At 65.7% G+C, this 18,241-nt stretch carries 17 protein-coding genes; 5 read left to right on the forward strand and 12 right to left on the reverse strand.

Annotated elements, in window-relative coordinates:
* Positions 1 to 83 precede the first annotated feature (83 nt).
* The 4 genes from BJI69_RS20535 (at position 84) to BJI69_RS20550 (ending at position 3,794) form a co-directional block, all read left to right on the forward strand.
* The gene (locus BJI69_RS20535; protein ID WP_046969347.1) at positions 84 to 509 is read left to right on the forward strand and encodes an OsmC family protein; all 426 of its coding nucleotides are present in this window, start codon (positions 84 to 86) and stop codon (positions 507 to 509) included.
* A 60-nt stretch (positions 510 to 569) separates the two neighbouring features.
* The gene (locus tag BJI69_RS20540; RefSeq protein WP_052767367.1) at positions 570 to 1,532 is read left to right on the forward strand and encodes a CorA family divalent cation transporter; all 963 of its coding nucleotides are present in this window, start codon (positions 570 to 572) and stop codon (positions 1,530 to 1,532) included.
* A 4-nt stretch (positions 1,533 to 1,536) separates the two neighbouring features.
* A complete protein-coding gene (locus BJI69_RS20545; protein ID WP_046969346.1) occupies positions 1,537 to 2,466 on the forward strand; it encodes an oxygenase MpaB family protein in 930 nt (309 codons plus the stop codon).
* Between the two features lie 254 nt (positions 2,467 to 2,720).
* A complete protein-coding gene (locus BJI69_RS20550; protein ID WP_046969345.1) occupies positions 2,721 to 3,794 on the forward strand; it encodes a GGDEF domain-containing protein in 1,074 nt (357 codons plus the stop codon).
* A 20-nt stretch (positions 3,795 to 3,814) separates the two neighbouring features.
* Here the strand turns inward: BJI69_RS20550 and BJI69_RS20555 are convergent, their stop codons facing one another.
* The 5 genes from BJI69_RS20555 to BJI69_RS20575 all read right to left on the reverse strand — a co-directional run bounded on the left by BJI69_RS20555 (position 3,815) and on the right by BJI69_RS20575 (position 8,505).
* Positions 3,815 to 4,375, reverse strand: coding sequence for an alpha-ketoglutarate-dependent dioxygenase AlkB family protein (locus BJI69_RS20555; protein ID WP_244890699.1), 561 nt, complete (start codon positions 4,373 to 4,375; stop codon positions 3,815 to 3,817).
* A gap of 43 nt (positions 4,376 to 4,418) precedes the next feature.
* Positions 4,419 to 4,961, reverse strand: coding sequence for a superoxide dismutase family protein (gene sodC, locus BJI69_RS20560; protein ID WP_046969343.1), 543 nt, complete (start codon positions 4,959 to 4,961; stop codon positions 4,419 to 4,421).
* A 179-nt stretch (positions 4,962 to 5,140) separates the two neighbouring features.
* Positions 5,141 to 5,845, reverse strand: coding sequence for a pseudouridine synthase (locus tag BJI69_RS20565; RefSeq protein ID WP_046969342.1), 705 nt, complete (start codon positions 5,843 to 5,845; stop codon positions 5,141 to 5,143).
* A complete protein-coding gene (locus tag BJI69_RS20570) occupies positions 5,842 to 6,900 on the reverse strand; it encodes a class I SAM-dependent methyltransferase (RefSeq protein ID WP_046969341.1) in 1,059 nt (352 codons plus the stop codon). Before BJI69_RS20570 ends, BJI69_RS20565 begins: the two co-directional genes overlap by 4 nt.
* A 51-nt stretch (positions 6,901 to 6,951) precedes the next feature.
* On the reverse strand, positions 6,952 to 8,505 hold the full coding sequence (locus BJI69_RS20575) for a protein adenylyltransferase SelO (protein WP_046969362.1): 1,554 nt from the start codon (positions 8,503 to 8,505) through the stop codon (positions 6,952 to 6,954).
* A gap of 106 nt (positions 8,506 to 8,611) precedes the next feature.
* Between BJI69_RS20575 and BJI69_RS20580 the strand changes: the two genes are divergently transcribed.
* A complete protein-coding gene (locus tag BJI69_RS20580; protein WP_046969340.1) occupies positions 8,612 to 9,244 on the forward strand; it encodes a hypothetical protein in 633 nt (210 codons plus the stop codon).
* Here BJI69_RS20580 and BJI69_RS20585 read toward each other — a convergent pair.
* The 7 genes from BJI69_RS20585 to BJI69_RS20615 all read right to left on the reverse strand — a co-directional run bounded on the left by BJI69_RS20585 (position 9,229) and on the right by BJI69_RS20615 (position 18,031).
* A complete protein-coding gene (locus BJI69_RS20585; RefSeq protein WP_052767365.1) occupies positions 9,229 to 10,908 on the reverse strand; it encodes a putative bifunctional diguanylate cyclase/phosphodiesterase in 1,680 nt (559 codons plus the stop codon). The genes BJI69_RS20580 and BJI69_RS20585 overlap by 16 nt on opposite strands.
* Positions 10,909 to 10,995: 87 nt before the next feature.
* Positions 10,996 to 13,275 (reverse strand): type II secretion system secretin GspD, encoded by a 2,280-nt coding sequence (gene gspD, locus BJI69_RS20590; protein WP_046969338.1) that lies wholly within the window; start codon positions 13,273 to 13,275, stop codon positions 10,996 to 10,998.
* 138 nt (positions 13,276 to 13,413) lie between these two features.
* Entirely contained in the window at positions 13,414 to 14,418 is a 1,005-nt protein-coding gene (locus tag BJI69_RS20595) for a YVTN family beta-propeller repeat protein (RefSeq protein WP_052767364.1), read from the reverse strand.
* A 134-nt stretch (positions 14,419 to 14,552) separates the two neighbouring features.
* Positions 14,553 to 15,431 carry a type II secretion system minor pseudopilin gene (locus BJI69_RS20600; RefSeq protein WP_052767363.1) on the reverse strand — a complete coding sequence of 293 codons (879 nt, stop codon included), beginning with the start codon at positions 15,429 to 15,431 and terminating at the stop codon, positions 14,553 to 14,555.
* Complete coding sequence (locus tag BJI69_RS20605; protein WP_046969337.1) at positions 15,428 to 16,090, reverse strand: prepilin-type N-terminal cleavage/methylation domain-containing protein; 663 nt, start codon at positions 16,088 to 16,090, stop codon at positions 15,428 to 15,430. Before BJI69_RS20605 ends, BJI69_RS20600 begins: the two co-directional genes overlap by 4 nt.
* Positions 16,087 to 16,518: a type IV pilus modification PilV family protein gene (locus BJI69_RS20610; protein ID WP_071925051.1), complete on the reverse strand. Its 432-nt coding sequence runs from the start codon at positions 16,516 to 16,518 to the stop codon at positions 16,087 to 16,089. The genes BJI69_RS20605 and BJI69_RS20610 overlap by 4 nt, the downstream gene beginning before the upstream one ends.
* Positions 16,519 to 16,651: 133 nt before the next feature.
* Complete coding sequence (locus tag BJI69_RS20615) at positions 16,652 to 18,031, reverse strand: substrate-binding domain-containing protein (protein WP_046969336.1); 1,380 nt, start codon at positions 18,029 to 18,031, stop codon at positions 16,652 to 16,654.
* Positions 18,032 to 18,241 lie beyond the last annotated feature (210 nt).

Consider the following 18,241-nt stretch of genomic DNA (forward strand, 5'->3'; position numbering starts at 1 on the left):
ATGTGGATGCATCGGCCGGTAACGTCCGTGGATCAGCATGCGCGTGTTCGAAGCGGCATTCCATCACCAGTGAGGAGAGCATCATGCAAAAGTGGGGATCAGCAGTATGGCAAGGCGGGATCAAGGACGGCCAGGGCGTCATTTCGAGCCAGACCGGCGTCCTTAAGGAAGCCCCGTACGGGTTCAAGTCCCGCTTCGAGGACGGCCCGGGCACCAATCCCGAGGAGTTGCTCGGCGCCGCGCACGCCGGCTGCTTCAGCATGGCGCTGTCCGGCCTGCTCAACGCCGCCGGCCTCACCGCCGACAAGATCGAGACCAAGTCCACGATCACCCTGGAGAAGGACGGCGACGGCTTCACCATCACCAAGGCCCACCTCACCGTGAAGGCAAAGGTGCCCGGCACCGATCAGGCCGGCTTCGAGGCCATCGCCAAGCAGGCCGAGCAAGGCTGCCCGGTGTCCAAGGTGCTCAAGGCCACCATCACGATGGACGCGACGCTGGAAGCGTAAACTGCCCGCGCCACCGGCCTTGCCGGTGGCGCTCCCAGGTCGCCAAGGACACCCTCGCACGTGCTGATCGTTCACGAACACGGCAATTACTCCGGCCCCATCACGTGGTCCGCCGAGATGGGCAAGCCGAAAGCGCCGATCTGGATCGACCTGTTCGACCCCAACGAAGACGAACGCCGTTGCGCCGCCGAGATCACCGGCCTGCGCGTGCCCGAGCGAAGCGACATCGTGAACCTGGCGCTGTCCAGCCGTATTCGTACGGACGACGACGCCATGTACCTCTCCATCCCCTATTTCGCCGATACCGACAACGGCCACTATCCCGGCCCGGTCGGCATCGTCGTGACCAACCACGTGCTCATGACGCTGCGCTTCGCCGAGTCGCCCGCGTTCAAGCTGGCCAGCGACAGCTGCCACGAGCATCGCTGGGAATCCAGCGCCGACGTGCTCGCGACCCTGATCGAAGCCATCGTGAACCTCTCCGCGCAGCGCATGGAAGATGTCTCGGCCGAGCTGAAGAAGCTCTCCGACCGCGTATTCACCCCGGAGCGGCTCGGCACCCCGCTGCTGCGCGACATCATGCTGGAGATCGGCCGGCTCGAAGGCCTGCAGGCACGCAACCGCTCGTCCATGCTGGGCGTGCAGCGCATCGTCTCCTTCGTACGCGCCAAGAAACCGGAGTGGATGTCCGACAACGTGGAAGTGCGCCTGCGCGTGGTCGACCATGACCTGCGCACGCTGGACGAGTTCGACGACCAGCTCACCAACAAGCTGCAGTTCCTGCTCGATGCCACGCTCGGTTTCATCAGTACCGACCAGAACCACGTGATGAAGGTGCTGACGGTCGCCTCGGTCGCGACCATTCCACCGATCATCCTGGCCGGCATCTGGGGCATGAACTTCAAGGACATGCCCGAGCTCAACATGCCCTACGGCTATCCCATCGCGCTGGGCGTGATCATCCTCAGCACGCTCCTGCCGGTGTGGTTCTTCAAGTGGCGAGGCTGGTGGTCGGGAGACTGAGCCGATGACGGCCTTCGCGCGGCTGCTCCGTCCTGCCTCTGCGCCGATCCGGCGCTGGGTGCTCACGGCGTTTCCGCGGCCGCCCTCCGGCGGCATCGATTACGAACACCCAGCCGGCGACCCGGGCCTGTTCGGCCCCTCCAGCGTGACCTGGCGCATGCATTCGGATTTCTGCGGCATGCTCGCCGGGGGCCTCTGTGCGCTCTACCTGCAACTGCTGCATCCGCGCGCCCTGGCCGGCGTGTGGGATCACTCCAATTTCCGCGAGGATCTGGTCGGCCGCCTGCGCCGGACCACGGCCTTTGTCGGCGCGACCACCTATGCCCCGACCCACGACGCCCAGGCGATGATCGAGCGCGTCCGCACGATCCATGGCCACGTGCGTGGACTGGACGAGGCGGGCCTTCCCTACGCCGCTGACGATCCGGACCTGCTCACCTGGGTGCACGTCAGCGAGATGTCGAGCTTCCTCGCCGGCTACCGGTCCTACGGGCCCATGACCGTGTCCGCCCCGGTGGCCGACGCCTATCTCGACGAGACACGGCGCGTGGCCGAAGCCCTGGGCGCACGCGATGTCCCCCGTTCGGTCGCCGAGATGGATGCGTATATCGCGCGCGTCCTGCCGTCGCTGGTGTTCGGCGAGCGATCGCGGGTCGTGCTCGAGGTGCTCGGCCGACTGGATCTGCCGGTACCGATGGCCGGGCTTTCGCGCGACCTCTTCCTGCACGCGGGAGCAGCACTGCTGCCCGACTGGGCCGCGTCGTTGTTGCAGAGGAGCGACGCCGACCTGCGCAAGGCGAAGCTGGCCCGTGGCACCCTGCGCGGCATGGCCCCGCTTTTCCGCGTGGCGCTGACCGAGGGGGTGGCCTCACGCTCCTGCCGCCGGGTGGGAGTCGACCCGGGGCTGCTCTCGCACTGGCCGCTTCAGGCCTGACGCCATACCTGACTCCATCACATTCGTGAAGACGGAAAAGCGGAACCCGTTCTCACTTTCCTTAGTTCTTGCCGAATATGCTCTAAAGTTATCGGCTGCGGTGCCGCTAACACCTTCGAGGTAACGCGGTGGGAAACCACCGTAGTGACACCAACAAGGGACGCGCATCACGCGTGTCCGACTCGGGGGAGGATGGGGTCGGTGCCAGCCAGTTGCTCATATAGCGGACGCCAGGTCGCCGGGGACATGCGCTCATGAGGTCTCCATGGCATTCGCTTGCCGGTGGCCCGCCGGAGTCGCGCCTGCTCGCCTCCGTGGCCGAGTTCACCCACCACCGCGACATCGATGCGCTCGACCACAGCCTGGTCCTGTCGCTGGCCGAATTGATCTCGGTCAGCAGCGTGACCCTGTGCAAGCGCGGCGAAAGCCTGCAGCTGCCGGTGGATTCGATCGTGGTCTGCTCGCGCAATGCCGCCGGCGCCTTCGTCGTCGAAGCCCTGGACCCTTCCCGTGACGGCGACCCGATCGACACGATCGTCTGCGCCATGGAAACCCTCGAAGCGATCAGCGATGTCACCGAGGACGGCACCTGCCGCCTGGTCATCCCGATCCAGCGCGACCATGCCGCCATCGGCGCCCTGATGCTGGAGTCGGAAGACTCGCTCGACGGCGTGCGCAACATGGTCGAAGGCTACGCCCGCATCTACGGCAACTACATCGCCCTGCTCAACGAGAGCGAGCGCGACAAGCTCACCGGCCTGTACAACCGGCGCAGTTTCGAGCAACGCCTGCAACGCCTGCTCAAGCTGCAGCGCCAGCGTGCCCGCGCCGCGGCCAAGGGCGAAGACGAGCGCCGCCTGCCCTTCGAGGCCGACGTCTCGCAGATCTGGCTGGCCATCCTCGACATCGACCACTTCAAGCGCATCAACGACACCTACGGCCATGTGTACGGCGACGAGGTCATCCTGATGCTCGCCCAGCAGATGCGGCACAGCTTCCGCCAGAGCGACGTGCTGTTCCGTTTCGGCGGCGAAGAATTCGTCATGCTCATCGCCGCGCAGGACGAACGCGTCGCGCACATGGCGCTCGATCGCTTCCGCCACTTCGTCGCCGAGCATGCGTTCCCGCAGGTCGGCCACGTCACGGTCAGCATCGGCTATGCCCGCATCACCGAGAACGACTACCCCGAGATCGTGCTCGACCGTGCGGACAAGGCGCTGTACTTCGCCAAGGAAAACGGGCGGAACAGCGTGCACGGCTACGAGGCCCTGACCGAGCGCGGCGAACTGGGCGCCGCCGTAGCCCTCGGAAGCATCGACCTGTTCTAGTGCTCCTTGTGGGAGCCGATTCATCGGCGAATGGGTGCTTGCGACCCCTTCACCCGAAACGCCAGGCTGATCCTCGGTCCCACCTCGCCGCGCGCCTTGGGGATCCCATGATCCCAATGAAACTGCGTTGCGTAGCTCATCGCCAGCAGGCTGCCCGACTCCAGTTTCACGTCGAACTTCCGCTTGGGCGACTCGCGCTCGCGCAAGGTCATCGTCCGCGTGGCACCCAGCGAGAGCAGCGTGATCGGCGCGCCCTCGGCCAGTTCCTCGATGTGATCGTTATGCGGTGCGACGCTGTCGCGTCCATCGCGATAGAGGTTCAGGCCCACCGAGGTAAATGGGGTGCCCGTCGCCGCGACAACCTCGCGGCCCGCATCGCGCAGCACCGGCGGCAAGGCGGGATCGTCCAGTGCGTAATGCTGCACCAGCCGGGGCACATCCACGTCGCGGCCATACATCTCGCGTCGTTTCGCCTGCCATGGAACCTCGGCCAGCAAGGTAGCGAACCACGCCTCCGCCAGTGACGGGGAAATCACACCCGGCTCATACGCGAACCGCCCGTGGTCGTCATCGACGATCACGAGCGGTTCGGGAGCGAAAAGACCGCCTTGCGACATTCGACCCTTACTTGATCACGCCGCAAGCGATGCGCGCACCGCCGCCGCCGAGCGGAGCCGGCTCGTCGGCGTAGTTGTCGCCACCGGCGTGGATCATCAGCGAATGGCCCTTCAGCGTGGCCAGGGTCTTCAGGTGGGGTGCGGTGACGGCGGTGGTGTCCGTGCCATCGGCGCCCACGGTGATGCGCGGCAGATCGCCTTCGTGGCCCATCGCGTCCGGACCTTCGTGCTTGCCGGTCTTCATCGGGTCGTAGTGACCGCCAGCCGCGAGGGCCGCACCCTTCTTGCCATCCTTCTCGCCCGGATCGCAGCTGGCCTTCTCATGCAGGTGGAAGCCATGCTCGCCCGGCGGCAGACCCTTGAGGTTCGGGGTAAAGACCAGGCCGCCCGCGGACTGCGTCACGGTGACGGTGCCGACCGAGGCGCCCGCGCCATCGGCGGTGACGACCGTCATCGGGACGACGACGCTCTTGTCGACCACGTCGGCCGCGTGGGTCACGGAACCGGCGAAGAGGCTGGCGACGGCAACGGCAATAGCGATCTTGGTCATGGGGTGCTCCTTGGGGTCATGAGGACTCCCGGATACTGCACCCTGCGTGGACAGGGCGTCCACAGGCTGCCGATCCATGCTTTGGTAGGAGCCGATTCATCGGCGATCCCGCGGCAGCGGGCCGGGGTGAGGCTAGCACCCGATCGCCGATGAATCGGCTCCTACCACAGCTGGCGGCCTCAAGAGCCAGCGAAAATCCTGGCGGTGTCTTCCGCAGTTAGCTGACGCCACTCACCGGAAGCCAGGCCGTCGAGGGTCAAGCCACCCAGGGCGACGCGCTCAAGGGTTTCCACGTGGTTGCCGATGGCGGCGAACATGCGGCGGACCTGGTGGTAGCGACCTTCGGTGAGCGCCAGACGAATGTGGCGGGGACCGAGTACCTCGAGCGTGGCCGGTTCGAGCGGGTCGGTTTCACCGTCGAGCATGAGGGTGCCAGCGGCGAACGTGGCGGCTTCGTCGCCGCGCAGGTCCTCGGCAAGCGTGGCTTCGTACACCTTGGCCACGGAGGACTTCGGTGAAATGATCCGGTGCAGCAAGGGGCCGTCGTCGGTGAACAGCAACAGGCCCGAGGTCTCGCGGTCGAGACGACCCACCGTCGACAGGACCGGATTGCGGATGCCGTAACGCGGCGGCAGCAGTTCGTAGACGAGGCGACCGACGTCCTTGCGCGAGCACGTGTAGCCAGCCGGCTTGTTCAACATGATCAGCATGCCGGCCGGCGGGTCCAGCGGCTCGCCTTCGAAGCGGACGTCCGCATGCTCGACCTTGTCGTCGGCGTAGAGCACCTCACCCGAGGCATCGGTGACGACACCTTCGCGAAACAGCGCGGCGACTTGTTTGCGGCTGCCATAGCCGAGGTTCGCCAACAGGCGCACGAGTTTCATCGACGAGGCTCCTTCGCTTCGATCACTTTGAACCCGTCGCGCTCGGCGACGGGTCGAACATGGGTGAAGCACGCTTCGAGCGTGGCTTCGTAGGCGAGATGCCGGTTGGCGACCATCCAGAAGCGCCCCTGCGGCGACAACGCGCGCGCGGCGACCGCAATGAAGGCACGCCCCAGCTCCGGCTGGTCGGCGCGCCCCTGGTGAAAGGGTGGATTGGAAACGATGGCGTCGTAGCCACCGTCGATACCGTGCGTGACGTCATGCCAGTGCACGTTGGCGGTAACCGCCCTGCCCGTGGCGGCGATCGTCGTGGCGAGGTTCTGCCGGGCCGGTTCGATGGCGCGACCTTCCGCCTCGTACAGATCCACGGCGGTCACGCCGGGATTCGTGGCGATGACGCGGCAGGCGAGATAGCCGAAGCCCGCGCCGAGATCGCCGACACGGCCCGTGAAGTCGACCGGCAGCACCGAGGCCAACAAGGCGGAGGCGATGTCGATGCGATCCCAGGCGAACAGGCCACGACGGCTGACGTAGCGCCCCTCGTCGATCGGCAAGGCCTCGTCCAGCGCAAGCCAGGCGTCCCGCAACGACGAATCGGGCATGGCCCCAGGGCGCGTCCAGAACACGCGGCATTTGTGCTTGGAAAGGTTGGACACCCCGCCGGCCAGCAACGCGAGGTCGGCCTCGGCGGTCTTCGCGCCTTCCGCATTCGGCACCGCGGCGATCACCACACCGTCGGGCGCCACGCGCGTCATGGCCTGGGCGAACAAGGCCCGCGACTCTTCGCGCTGACGGGTGGGCAGGACCATGACGACGGCGAAGCGGCCGTCGGGCACATCCGCACTCACCGCGAAGCCGGAGCGCGCGAGCGCATCCGCCGCCGGCTTGAACGACTGCTGCAACACCCAGCCGGGACGCCGCTGCTCACGCAGCACGAAACCATCGCGCGCCCGCAGGATCAGCACATCGCCGGACGCCGGCCAGGCGAGATCGCCCGTAGCGAACGGGACGAACAAGGCATCGAGTGCAGCATCGGAGGCGGAACCAGCGGACAACGCGAAGGCCTGAAAGGGATATCCGGGCCGCCGATTCTACCCCGTGGTGGGTCAGCTACTGCAGGAAAGCATGGAGCAGCCGACCCGATCGCGCGCCCATTCCGGCCGGCGACCGGCCAGGTGATCCCTGCCCGGCTGCTCGTCGTAGGGCCGACGCAAGGTTTCCATGAGCTCGTGCAGGGGCGCGTAGTCGCCCTGCTCCGCGCTGTCGATCACCTGCTGCGCGAGGTAGTTGCGCAGCACGTAACGCGGGTTGCTGGCATGCATCAGGGCCAGCCGCTCCGACGCCGGCGACGCCTCCGCACGGACGCGCTCCGCATAGCGCTGCAGCCACGCACCCAGCGCCTCCTGCGTCGCCACCCGTTTCTCGTCCTCGTAAAAAGCGGCCCCGACCACGCCCGGATGCGGCGCGTCGAGATCGAGCAGCGCCAGGTCGCGGTAGAAGATCGTCATGTCCATGCCGCCCAGCGTCAGCAGGCCACGGAGATCGGCGACCAGCGCCTCGTCGCCCTCCCGGGTGGTGACGAGGCCGAGCTTGGCCGCGGAGAACGCGGCATCGGTGGCTTCGAACACTTCCACGTAGCGGTCCAGGCCATCCTGAAGCGCCTCCACCCCGGTGAACAGCGGCGACAGTGCCTGGGCCAGCCGCTGCAGGTTCCAGTACGCCACACGTGGCTGGTGACCGAAGCGGTAACGCTTGTGTGCGCGGTCGGTGGTGTTCGGGGTCCAGTCGGGGTCGAAGTCGTCCACCCAGCCGTAGGGGCCGTAGTCGATGGTCAGGCCGAGGATGGACATGTTGTCCGTGTTCATCACGCCGTGGACGAAGCCCACGCGCATCCAGTGCGCCATCAGGCGAGCGGTGCGCTCGCAGACTTCGGCGAAAAAGGCGGCGTAACGCGCCTCCCCGTCCAGCCCGGCGAAGGCCGGATAATGCGTGCCGATGGTGAAGTCGGCCAGCTTCCGCAGCAGGTCGAGGTCGTTACGCGCGGCCGGCAGCTCGAACGAACCGAAGCGGATGAATGACGGCGCGACGCGGCAGACGATCGCCCCCGGCTCCAGCGCCGGGTTGCCGTCGTACATCACGTCGCGAAGGACCTCGTCGCCGGTGACCACGAGGGACAGGGCTCGGGTGGTCGGCACACCGAGGTGATGCATGGCCTCGCTGCACAGGAATTCGCGGATGGACGAACGCAGGACCGCCCGGCCATCGGCGCCACGCGAGTAAGGTGTGCGACCCGCGCCCTTCAACTGCAGTTCCTGCCGGCCATCGTGGGCCGTGATCACCTCGCCCAGGCCCAGCGCACGGCCGTCGCCGAGTTGGCCGGCCCAGTTGCCGAACTGGTGACCGCCGTAGGCCATGGCGTAGCCGGTCATGCCCGGCAAGCGCGCGTTGCCCGAGAACACCGCCGCAAAATCCGGCGCATCGGGCGAAACGCCAAGCATCGCCGCGACCTCGGTCGAGACCGCGACCAGCCGTGGCGCCGCCACGGGCGTCGGTTCCACCCAGGAGAACGCCGCGCCGACGACCTGGCGCGGACCGTTGGAAATTTCGGGGTCGGCCGGCAACTCGCGGACGAAGGCATTGTCGAAGCGCAGGTCTGTCATCGGCATCAGGGGTAGGACGTTGTTTCCAATATCCGGGCATTCACGGCGCATGCAAGGGCGTCAACTCGTGCAAACTAGCGCCCCTGCTCACCTCGACATGGCCCCCATGCGTCCGATTCGCCTCCTGGCCATCCTGCTTGCCGCTGCCCTGGCTTCCGCTGCGGCCGCCGAGCCCGTGAGCGTCCCGCGTAGCGACAAGACCCTGGTCGAGATCATCAACTCGACCATGGGCACCCTGCCCAACGCGGTGGATTCCCTGTCCAACAAGCTGCCGGGTGGACTGCATGCCACGGCCGACGCACCGCCGCTCATCGTACGCAGCGTGCCCTTCGTCACCCGGGACGGCTACCGCGTCAGCGCCTTCGAGGCGCGAGGCTTCAGCGAGGGAGGCGACGTGCCGATGGTGCGTTTCACCTCGATCCAGCTCGAGCAGCGGCCCTGCTTCGCGCGCAGCGGCCTGACCGAAGCCTTCCACGCGGCCACCTCGGAAACCAGCCTGCCCGCCGCGCCATCGATGCTGCCAAACCGCTATATGGTCATGCAGATGCCCTGGGGCCGGCTGTCGTTCGGCAGTTCGCAAGAAAGTGGCGGCTGCATCATCGCCATCGTCGGCGACGCCACCGGCGGCCTGGTGGATGCGCACACGCCATTGCCGCTACCGCAGCCCACCACGATGCCCGGCATGCCGGATCTGCGCCGCACCTGGCCGATGCCTGCGGACGCCTATCCGGCCGAATAAGCCGGTACCGGCGCCGGTACCGGGTACGGGCCGATGATCCGCTCGATACGGTCTTCGGGTACCGCCGGCGAGAACAGGAAGCCCTGCAGCTCGTCGCAACCGGCCTCGCTGAGGAAGGCACGCTGCTGCTCGGTCTCCACCCCTTCGGCCACCACGCACAGGCCCAGCGCGGCGCCCAGGTTGGACACGGCCCGCACGATGGCCGCGGAATCACCGGCCTGGGTCGCGTTCTGCACGAAGGAGCGATCGATCTTGACCTTGTCGACCGCGAGGTCCTTGAGCAGGGTCAGGCTGGAATAGCCGGTGCCGAAGTCGTCCAGCGAGATGCGTACGCCGGTCCGGCGAAGACGTCGCAGCAACTGCACCGCCGCACCATCCGCGTTGACGATGGCGGTCTCGGTGATCTCCAGCTCCAGGCGCTTCGGCGGCAGGCGCGTCTCCAGGAGCACCCGCATGACCATGTCGGCGAAGCCGTCGTCGCGCAGCTGTACAGCGCTGACGTTGACCGCTACGAACAGGTCGTCGAGCTTGGCCACCCGGGCGCAGGCCGTACGCAGGACCCATTCGCCGAGCTGGCCGATCAGGCCGGTTTCTTCGGCCACGGCGATGAACTGGACCGGCGAGACCACGCCGAGGGTGGGATGCCGCCAGCGGGCGAGTGCCTCCAGTCCCACGACCTTGCCGTCCGCGCTGCGGATCATCGGCTGGTAGTGACAGCTCAGGCCCTCGCGGGTCAGCAAGGCCTCGAGCAGGGCCTTTTCGATGTCGCGGCGGTGGGCCAGCGCCGCGTCCATGGCCTTGGTGTAGACCACCAGGCGGTTACGTTTCTTCTTCGCCTCGTACAGGGCGCTGTCCGCCTTGCGCGCCAGCTCCCCCGCGGCGACGGCGTCGGTATCGATCGCGACCATGCCGATCGACGTACCAATGAAGGTGGTCGTCGAAAGCACGTCGAACGGCTCGCCGGCCAGGAGCAGGATGCGCTCGGCAAGCGCCTGCGCATCGAGGTCGCCGTGATCGTCGACCAGCAGCGCGAACTCGTCGCCGCCGATCCGCGCCACGGTGTCGTCGGGGCCGACCACGCTACGCAGCCGCGCACCGAACTGGACCAGCAACTCGTCGCCGATCAGGTGTCCGTAAGCGTCGTTGACCTTCTTGAAGCCGTCCATGTCCAGGTAAAACAAGGCCGAGCGCAGGCCGCCACTGGCCGCCCGGCCGATCGCCGCGTCCAGCCGGCTGAACAGCGCCGTGCGGTTGGCCAGCCCGGTCAGGGCGTCATGGCAGGCAAGCCAGCGCACGTGCGCCTCGGATTCGCGCAGCTCGGTGATATCGGTGACCGAGGCCAGCACATGCGGTGCGCCATCCAGGTCGATGCAGGTCTTGCGGGTGAGCAAGGTGCGGACGTGGCCGTGGGGGTCGGTCACCGTCTCCTCGGTTTCGACCACCTCGTGGCTGCGCAGCACGGCGTCGTCACCGGCTTCGAAGCGGGCGGCCTGCTCGGGCGGAAACAGCTCGGCATCGGTTTTGCCGAGCACGTCGTCGGCATTCAGGCTGAAATACTCGCAGCCCATGCGGTTGACGAACACCCAGCGGTGCGCGGAATCGCGCACGAACATCGCCGTGGGCATCAGCTCCAGCACTGTCGACCAGCCGGCCAGATCCTGCATCAAGCGAATCTCCCCCCGTCAGGAACACGCGCCCAATGTGAAACGCGCCCCGTGATGTGGGTGTATGCACCCTCGGCCACCCCGAGGTCAAGGTGTGGCGGGTTGGGTCAACGGCCGGAGCGACTCGAACTTGCGCTGGTACTCGTCGGTGACCTGCTTGGCCTCGTCGCCGTTGGTGATCACCCGGGGGGTGATCAGGACGATCAGCTCGGTGCGGGTCCGCGTGCGGCTCGTCGTGCCGAACAACCGGCCGAAGATCGGTATCTGGTTGAGCCCCGGGATGCCGGTATCGGTCAGGGCGTCGTTCTGCCTGATCAGGCCGCCGAGCAGCACCGTCTGCCCGCTCTGGACGGCCACCTGGGTGGCTACCTCGCGCTGCTGGATCGGGAAGTTGCCGGTCGTGGTGTCCTTGATGCCGGGGCTGCTCACCACCTGGCTCACATTGAGGTAGACCAGGCCACCCGGATTCACGCGCGGACGGACGTTGAGGATCACACCGGTGTCCTTGTATTCCACCTGGCCGATCGTGTTGTCCGTGTTCGCCCCGGTGTTGACGAAGGTCTGGGTGATCGGGATCTGGTCGCCGACCTCGATGTGGGCCTTCTGGTTGTTCAGCACGACCAGCGACGGTGCCGAGAGCACCTTGGTGTTTCCGTTCTGCTCCATCGCGTGCAGGGCGACGGAGATGTTGTTGTTGACGAAGGAATAGAACAGGTTGTCGCTGGCGTTGAGCGTCGCACCGCCACCGCCGAGCGCGTACTGATGCTTGTTGCCCGGCTGGGTCGGCTGGCCGTTGGTCGTGCCGGTCAGGCCTTCGAGATACCACTGCACGCCGAACTCGAGATCGCCGCTGAGGGTGACTTCAAGGATGCGTGTCTCGATCTGCACCTGCATCGGCACGGCGTCGAGACGCTTGATCGCCTGCTCGATCTCCGCCCACTGCGCCGGACGGCAACGCACCATCAACTGGTTGTTGGCGTCCACCGAGGTGATACGCACGCCATCGTCTGTCGTGGTCGAGGAATGACGGTTGCCCGTGTCGCCGCCGCTATCGTCGGACGAACCGGAGCCCGCACCGAGACCCGTCGTACTGCTGCCACCGATGCCGGTGCTGCTGCCGCCCAGGCCGCTGCTGGAGCTCATTCCGGTGGTCGAGGTGCCCGTCGACGAACTTGTATTGCCGAAAGCACCCGTCGTGCTGCCGATGCCGGAGCCGCCCCGATTACCCAGATCGCTGTCGCTGCCGCCCAACGTGCCGGAGCTCAGGCCGGGACCGACCTTGCCGCCCTTGTCGCCCGAACGGCCACCGCCGGATCCATTGCCATAGATGTCCGAGAGGTAATCGGCCATGTCCGATGCCTGCACGTTGCGCACGTCCACCACGTAGAGCTGCGGCTCGTTACCGCCACCACGATCGATACGGTCGATCCAGCTGCGCACCTCGTCCAGGTAAACCGGCTGCGGGCTGAGCACCACCAGCGAGTTGGTCCGCTCGATCGGAATGAAGCGCAGCATGCCGGCCATCGGGGTGTTGCCCTTCTCGCCGAAGATGCCTTCGAGCTTCGGCGTGAGGTCCTTCACCTGGGCCCGCTGCAAGGCGAACACACCGACCGACATGCCGCGCAGCCAGTCGACGTCGAACGTAGCCACTGTGCGCTGGTAGTTGTCGAGTTCACTCGGCGTGCCGGCCATCACCAGCACATTGCGCGTGGGATCGGCGAGCAGGGTCGCGTCGGGTCGTGCGAAGGGCTTGATCAGCTTCTGCATCTCCGTCGCGGAGATGAAGTGCAGCGGGAACAGGCGTGCCTGAAGACCACCCGCTGGTGCCGTCGCGCCGATGCTCGGCACGAGGTTGCCGGCGACGGCGTCCTTCGCCGGCATCACCACGTAACGGCCGTTACTGTGGACGAGAGCGTTGCCCGTCCACGACAGCAAGGTCTCGAGGATCGGCAGGGCCTGCTCGGCCGTGACCGGTTGCGAGGTCGAGAAGGACACGTTGCCCTGCACGCCCGGCACGATCGAATAGTTCTCGTGCAGCAGATCGCCGAGGATGGCTTTTACCACCGACTCGACCGGCTGGTTCTCGAAATTGAAGGTGACCGTGCCTGCGCCTTCGGCGACGGGCTTCGGCTTGGCCAGGCCCACCGGCTTGATGAATTCACCCGTGCCCGTGGTGACCTGCGGCGCGGTCGCGCCTGGCGCCGTCGGATTGGTCGAGGGCATGATCCGCGCCTTCGGCGCCGGGAGTTCGGTACCCGCCATGGCTTCGCGTTGCAGTGCGCCATCGTCGCGGGGCTGGGGCAGCGTGGAGCAGCCTGCCAGAGCCACCGCCAGCGCCGTGGCGCCGATCGTAAGAAAACGCGTCATGCAAGAACCATCATGGTTGTTGAAGCCTGCGAGAGTGCCGCGAACGTATTGCCGGCCCGTGACGTAGGGTGTTCGCGCACACTAGAGCAAGCTCTCGCCCATGGGAAGGCTCCTGGGAGCCTTCCCCTTTGTCGCTGTCTACTCGGGCTGGGTGGCGGCGGCCGCCGGCACGTTGCCCACATTCACGGTAGCGATCACCTTGTTGGTGAGCGGGTTGATCACAGACACCGTGTTGGAGCCGGTGTTGGTGACATACACACGGGCCGTACGGGTGCTGACCGCGATGGAGCCCGGGGCACTGCCGACCGGCACCGTGGCGATGACCGCCTTGTTCAGCGGATTGATCACGGAAACCGTGTTGTCCCCGGAGTTGGCCACGTACACCGGCAGGCCGATCGGGCTCGTCATGACGGCGTCGGCACCGTTACCCGCGGCGACACTACCGATGACCTTGTTCGACTGCGTATCGATCATCGAGACATCGTTGGACGCCACGTTCGCGACATACAGGCGCGCACCGAAAGGACCGACATCCAGACCGAAGGGCGAGAGGCCGACCGGAATGGTAGCGATCACCTTCCTGCTGGCTGCATCGATAACGGATACGGTGTTGTCGCCGGTATTGGCCGTATACACACGGGCGCCGTTCGGGCTGACCGCGATGCCGAACGGAACGCTTCCCACGGAAACCGTCGCGACGACGGTCTTGCTCGCCGTATCGATCACCGAGACGTCGCTGTCATTCGCATTGGCCACGTAGGCGAAGGCGCCATTCGGGCTGAACGCCACAGCTACGGGTGTGTTGGCCACCGGCACGATCGCCGCCACCACGTTGGTCGCTGCATCGATCACGGAGACGGTGTTGTCGTTGGCGTTAGCCACGTAGACACCCTTTCCGCTGGGGCTCACCGCGACACCGGAAGGGAAGCTACCGACCGGTATCGTCGCCGTCACGGCGTTCGTCGCCTGGTCGATCACCGAGACCGTGTTGTCGACCTGATTGGCGACATACACGTTGTTGTTGCGCGCTGCCGCGGGCAACGCCGCTCCCATCAGGAGCAAGGGGAGCGCGCAACGAGCTGCAGGTGCGAGCCAGCGACTACGCGCCGGCTGATTCTTGGATGTCGTACGTTCGATCGTCATGGAATGCCCCGTTAGTAGATGATGGGCGCACCGCCGCCCCGTCGCGTTCTCATGCGTGCGCGGCGTGAAGCTATCGCAAGGGCGTTACCGTGAGTTGCCCAAAGCGTGACGCGAAAGATTGCAGCTTCGTGGCATCAGCTATCGCTCGCGAGCGATCGCTCGCGCCAGCGGACGACACGATAGGCCCGCGGATCGCCCGGCTCGCTTTTCAGGAACAGCACGACGTCGAGGATGATGGTCGGACCATTGGTCACCGTCGCTGTCGAGATCACCTCGTACGCCGATACGGGACTTCGCGACGCATCGCCGGGCTTGGTGCCCGGCAAAGGTGGCAGCAACATGAGACCTTGCGGCGCGAGACTGACGCGCTCCACATAGGCGCGTGCCGATGCCATATCCGCACCCGTTACCGTAGCGACCACCAGTGGCGATGCATACGCGAGGTTGGGCTCCTGCGCGGTCCACAAGGTCAAGGCAGGCTCGATTCTGGCGATGATGTCCGGTGTGAGGCCAGGCACGCGCCCGAGTTCTTCCAGGCTCGAAAAACCACCACGCATCAGCACGGACGATGCTTTGACGCTTCCCGGGTCTCCCCAGCCGACAATCGCCCTCTTGGCGGCGGGAATGCGGTCTTCGTCCACACCTGCCGTTCGCAGCAGTTCTTCGATCCGCTCAGGCGTAGCCAGGTTGAGGTTGATCTTGCCCTCCTCCGCACTGAGCGAGACCGTTACGTCAGTCTCACCGATGCGCAACGCGTGGGAACGTCCGTCTACGTGCCACCGCTGTTCTTCATTAGCGAGGCGAAGCCGGTAAACCGCTGCCTCGATGCCCGCCTCAGCTGCGTAGAATGCCTGCGTGCGAAGCGATTGCCCGCGTGCCTGCAGACTCTCCACCCGCGCATTGGTCGCCAACGCCCCGAGCGTAATCGCAGCGAGCGTGCAGCCCCACAGCACAACGAGCAAGGCGACACCTTTCTGCCCCGGAAGATGGCCGATCGGCTGGCGTGTCGTCATGGCTTGGCAAACGCCGTCAGTCTGGCCAGGCCCTCTCGCCCGTTCACGGCCTCCGTATCCATACGTAGCGGTACCGCCATCACCGGCCACCGGACGCCGCCTTTGAGCACCAGCTCCACGCCGACCATCGTCGGCATACGGCCCGAATAGGGCCAGGACGACTGCCAGGTCACAGCATGCCCGCCATCGTCCATACCGCTGTAGACAAAGTGACCCGAGGCCAGATGATCGACCAGCACTTCTGCCCCTTCGGGCACGATCGGTGATGCGCCACGCGCGGCCAGTGGCGCGAAGGACACCTCGAGGCGCAGATCGTCCTTTGTTCCGGCGAACGTCAACGTCTGCAACTGCAGGCCCTGGGTCGCGAGATAGCCGGGCCCCGGAGCGACGAAAGCCAACGCGGCGGATTCCCCGCGAAACACGATCGGCGTTCGCTTGCTCGTGAGATTCCACGGATAAGGCATCGCGCCGGTCAACGCGCGACGTAGATAAGCCTGCGCGGCCCGCACCTCGTCCAGCCGTTCCGTGCGCGCCATGCCGGCACGCGTCGCGCTGGAAATCGTATGCAGCGAGGCCGTGACACCAAGCAGGAGCAAGGCAAGCAAAGCCAGGGCGGCCAAGGTCTCGAGAAGGCTGAAACCGTGAATCCTCCTCCTCACGAGTCACCGCCTGAGCCAGGCGGCACGGGTGCCGCAGGAGGACGCGTGGATATCGTGCGTAGCGTGACAAAGCGTGCCCTGACAGGGCGGCCACCTTCTTTCCATTCCACGGTGAGATCCACCCGATACAGATGCAGTGGCGTGGAGGTCCGCAATGCCTGGTCTTCCGCCGGCGATGAGACATTCATCGTCCACCGGTAAGTGTCGTCGAACGTACCCTCGTGAATCCCCTCCGTCGGAAAGTCGGCAACGAACGTTCGGTCGAGAAGACCGCTCGCCCATAACGAAGCTTGCGTATAACCCTCAGAGCGCACGCCGAGCGCCATCGACGCTCCCGCGGCATGCATCAGAGCGGCGAAACACAGGGCCAGAAGGAACATGGCCGCCAGCGTTTCCAGCAGACTGAATCCCCGGTCGTTGCGTTGCACGATGCCCTCCTTGTGCCGGAAGCATAAGCGCAGGGCTATGTCGCGGCGATGACGATTCGTCGCACCACAAAAAACAAAGAAGGGCTCGTGTGAGCCCTTCTCGTTCTTCCTTGAATCGATTATCAAAAAACGATCAGGACTTGATGCAGGTCGTGACCTTGGCCGACACCGTCGGAAGAACCGTGGCGAAAGCGTAGCCCGTGCCGGTACCGATGGTGGTCACGCCGGTGTGGGAGCCATATGCCGAACCGATCAGGCCCTGCACGGCCGCCGTATCAACACCGTTACCGGTGTTGTTGGCGATCAGGTAGGAAACGGCGATGATCGGGTAACGCGTGGTGCTGGTGGCGTAGGTGGACGGCTCGACGAGATTCATGCAGCCGGCCTGGGTGATCGGAGCAAGCACGCCGGTGACCGGACGGCCGTTGGAGTCCACGCCCGTGATGCCACGATCGTTGACAGTGGCAAGCGTGATCGAGGCCGGGAGGGCGAACGGATCGAACGAGTTGACCGTGGCATAGGTGAGCGACGGGTTGGCGGACGCCACGTTCTTGAAGTTCGCCGCCTCGGCATAGCCGATCGTGCTCTGCGTATTTGCAATCGTGTTGACGACGGCCGGGTTACCGCTGACGCCAATGAAGCGGGTCGGCAGGCCCGACGGGAAGAACTGGCTGGCGACCGTGCCGAAGGCCTGGTCGGCGATGAAGTGAGCCGTGCCGACCGTACCGCAGACCGCGGCAAGATGGTTCGACAGCGAGAAGCTCGTGCCGCTGCCGTCGGAACGGAACACCACGCTGAAGTTGTCGCCTGAAGCATCGGCGGGCAGACCGAGGTCGCTCCACTTGGTCGCCTGGCCGTTGAACACGCGGCAGACGTCCACGTCGTTCAGATTGACCGGCGCCGAGATGTTGGAGTTGTGGAGCACGAGCGCGACGGCACCGACAACCGCCGGGAACTGCACGGGCTGGGTGTACTTGGCGGTCTTGTTGCCCGGCGAGAAGAACCAGCCGTATTCCGACTGCGACATCGGCGCATCGCTGGCAGCGAAGTGCGGGTTGACGATGGTGGCGAGGGAAGCACCGAAACCGCTGGTCTTGCTCGGAGCAACGAACGCATTGCCGTCGCAGAAGTCAGTGGCGGTCAGGGCATGGGCCGGCGAAGCGCCGTCGGTATTGTCGAAGATCTTCTTGCCGTTGCCGCTACCGGTCTGGCAGAACGACACGTGGTTACCTGACGTGGCGGCCCAGGCGCCGAACAGCGAACCGGAAGCCACACCGACCGGCGCCGGGGCGGACGGATCGAGATTGTTGGTGGTGGCATTCGTCGACAGCTTGGCAGCCGGCACGACGCCATTGAAGTTGAAACCGACATACGCGCCGGCGGGCAGCGTGGCACCGCCGCCGAATACGTCCGTGCTCATCGCCGCGCCGGCAGCCGAGAGGCCGATGGCCAGCATGACCGCGCCCGCGATGATCTTCGTGCGGGTGTTCCCCATAGCATTACGCTTGAACATGGTGTTACCCCTAGTCGATAGACCTCCATCTGGAGGCCTATCGAGTATTCGCTTTCAACTTGTCCTACTAATGACCGCTGGATGTCCTTCAACATGCCAGCTGCGTGACAGACATAACGTCGTGTTCTCACATTCGATCAAGATGACAAGCGCTGTGACGATGTCGTTTCCAAATACACATGTCATCAACTGACGATGCACGAAATCGGT

Origin of the sequence: Luteibacter rhizovicinus DSM 16549 (assembly GCF_001887595.1) — a bacterium.
GTDB lineage: Bacteria > Pseudomonadota > Gammaproteobacteria > Xanthomonadales > Rhodanobacteraceae > Luteibacter > Luteibacter rhizovicinus.